The 2,387-nt window shown below is 63.2% G+C and carries 4 protein-coding genes; all 4 read right to left on the bottom strand.

What is annotated here, in order from left to right; translation table 11 throughout:
• Positions 1-1,191, bottom strand: a 1,191-nt coding sequence (locus GPT33_RS18740) for a phospholipase D-like domain-containing protein (protein ID WP_296812164.1), incomplete at its 3' end; no start/stop codon positions are given.
• A gap of 67 nt (positions 1,192-1,258) precedes the next feature.
• On the bottom strand, positions 1,259-1,726 hold the full coding sequence (locus GPT33_RS18745) for a type II toxin-antitoxin system VapC family toxin (protein ID WP_296812167.1): 468 nt from the start codon (positions 1,724-1,726) through the stop codon (positions 1,259-1,261).
• The gene (locus GPT33_RS18750; protein WP_296812169.1) at positions 1,723-1,953 is read right to left on the bottom strand and encodes a hypothetical protein; all 231 of its coding nucleotides are present in this window, start codon (positions 1,951-1,953) and stop codon (positions 1,723-1,725) included. Before GPT33_RS18750 ends, GPT33_RS18745 begins: the two co-directional genes overlap by 4 nt.
• 195 nt (positions 1,954-2,148) lie before the next feature.
• Positions 2,149-2,387, bottom strand: a 239-nt coding sequence (locus GPT33_RS18755) for a hypothetical protein (RefSeq protein ID WP_296812172.1), incomplete at its 5' end; no start/stop codon positions are given.

The following is a 2,387-nucleotide window of genomic DNA, read 5'->3' on the forward strand; positions in this document are numbered from 1 at the left end:
GATGTCCCAGAGAAAGCGCAGCAGGTTATTCGGCTCGGCCGGATCGTATTCCTTGCCCGGACCCAGGTTGCGCCGCCGCGCGCGGTGCGCCTCGTCGAGGATCACGCACGCGTACCTGCCGTTGACGAGCCAGTCCCGGATCTCCGAGCCCGCGACGATGAGGCCGGTGGAGACGATACCGACACGCCGCGGACACTTGCGGATGGATTCCGGGCCGGCGCTCGGATACTCGATGCCGTTCTCGTCCACCCAGCCGCGCCCGTCCCAGACCGCCGAGGGCATGTCCAGCAGCGTGTTCAGCTCACCCTGCCACTGCCAGATGAGTGGCTTGGGGGCCAGGATCAGCACCGGCTTGTCGCCGGCAAGGGCCATGAGTTGGGCCGCCATGGCGAGCTGGATGGTCTTGCCGAGCCCGACCTGGTCCGCCAGGACAAAGCGCGCGCCGTGAGCGCCCCTATGCGCGTCGAAGGCGATCTTCACGAAATGCTTCTGATGCTCCCAAAGCCCGACCTCCTTGCGATAGACCGGAGACTCGATCACGGCAGCCGCCGGATCGGGCTGGCCACGCCAAGCGTCAAGGTCCGGAATGACCGAGCGCACCGCGAGCCGCTGGATATCCTGCACGACCGCATCGGCCAGCTCGACCGCAAACGGCGAATGCCAGAGGCTGTCGAACTCGTCCTGCACCCAGGCGACCGCGTCCTCGGAGTCATCCTCCCACAGCAGCTCGTAGTTTAGACGCCAGGCCGTGAGCGACTCGTTGACGCTCCCGAGGAAGGCGGTGCGCCGCCCATCCGCCAAGGTGATGACGCCGGCCTTGCCGTGGATCAGTCCGAAGATCGCGTCGGGCAGCACCCTGACCTGCAGCTTGCCGCTCGCGAGGAAGTCATAAAGACGCTGAAACCGCGGTTTCACCTTATCCGGCAGGCGCTCCGGCTGCGCATCGCACCACTCCCGACGCATCGCGGCCTGGGCTGCCTTCTTGGCGGTTTCGATGTCCTTGGGGTCGATAATCGAGTTGCAGACCAGGCGGACCAGACCGGAGACGGACTCCAACTCCTCGCCTGCAACCTCCATGATCGATGACGAGAAGAAGCCGGCGATGCGGTCGTAGCCCTGCGCGCCGCGCAGACGCTCGGCGAGAAAGCGGTGATCGAGCCGGCTGCGGCGCGAGGAGAAGCGGTGAATCATGGCCTCGGGTTAGCGCCATTGCTGTCGCTTGGCATCAACCGGCATGGGATGACCTCGGATTGCCTGATCAGCTCGCAGGATCATCGTCCGCACTGGAGGGTTCATCGATCGAGACCTCGGGGGCATCCGAGTTCGCCAGATCGATCCAGAGCGGTGTCAAGAGCGAGAGTGAAATGAAGTGCGGGTCAGTCGTGACAAACCTGCCGCAGCCATAGTGGTTTGCGATCGCGATATGCACCGCATCCATCGCCTTGAGGCGCTCGCTTTCCGCGATCGATAGGGCATCGGTGAACACCGACTTGGGTGTTTTCAGAACAGGTGTCGTTTCCAGGATGGCACGGTAGGCCATCGCCAAGGGTGCTTGCTTCTTTCTCAGAGGCCCGATCAACACCTCCAACCGCACCGCGTCCGATGTGCAGAGCACCCAATTGTCCAAGGCCAGATTCTTCAATGCAGCGCGGATCTTAGGTTGATAGGTGGTGAACCCCTCGACCAGACTGATCCAGACGCAGGCGTCGACGTAGGCCAGTTTCATGATCCCTCGCGAAACCTTCTAATCTCGTCAATGATTTGAGGATGGCTGCGACCGTGTGTGCCGAGCTGATCGAGCCCGTCCAAGACCTCGGACAACTTGCTCCATTGCGCAGAGGCTGCCTGATCGTCGGCTTCTTGAATGCTGACGCGGACGCGCTTGCCGCGGTATCGCTTCGGGACCTGAATCGTCACGGTGCCGTCTTCTTCGACGTCTGCCTCGATGTTCATGAATCGGCTCCTCGATGGGTTCCACTGTTCAGCCAGTATAAAGTGCGGTCGTGATCATTTTCGATCGCGGCACCCGCAGGCGGGTTTGCGTTCACGCCCCTCCACCGCACTACCCGGCAAGGATGCCGCCAACACCCGCCGAGCGATGCCCCATCTACCGGCGGGAGGGGGCTGAGCAGCTCTTGCCCGTGACCCTCAAACGTGATCATTGGCCAAGGCCCCCGCAAGCAGGCGCGCCGCCTCGGCATCGCGCGCCCACGGCGGCATGGGTAAGCCGCCCAGGAAGCTAATCATCTCGACCAGGATCTCGCGCTGGGTCCAGTAGTCGCGGATCTCGGTCTTGAGATAGTTCAGACCGACCTTGGTGCTGTCTTGATCCGCCGCCTGGTAGACGGCGAAGAGCGCGTGGCGCAGCAGGGATGAGCCGAAGCCGT

Source organism: Thiocapsa sp., assembly GCF_011390875.1.
Classification (GTDB): Bacteria; Pseudomonadota; Gammaproteobacteria; order Chromatiales; family Chromatiaceae; genus Thiocapsa.

Coding starts and splice junctions, on each gene's coding strand:
- GPT33_RS18745 (WP_296812167.1), bottom strand. CDS start 1,726: ATGAAACTGGCCTACGTCGACGCCTGCGTCTGGATCAGTCTGGTCGAG.
- GPT33_RS18750 (WP_296812169.1), bottom strand. CDS start 1,953: ATGAACATCGAGGCAGACGTCGAAGAAGACGGCACCGTGACGATTCAG.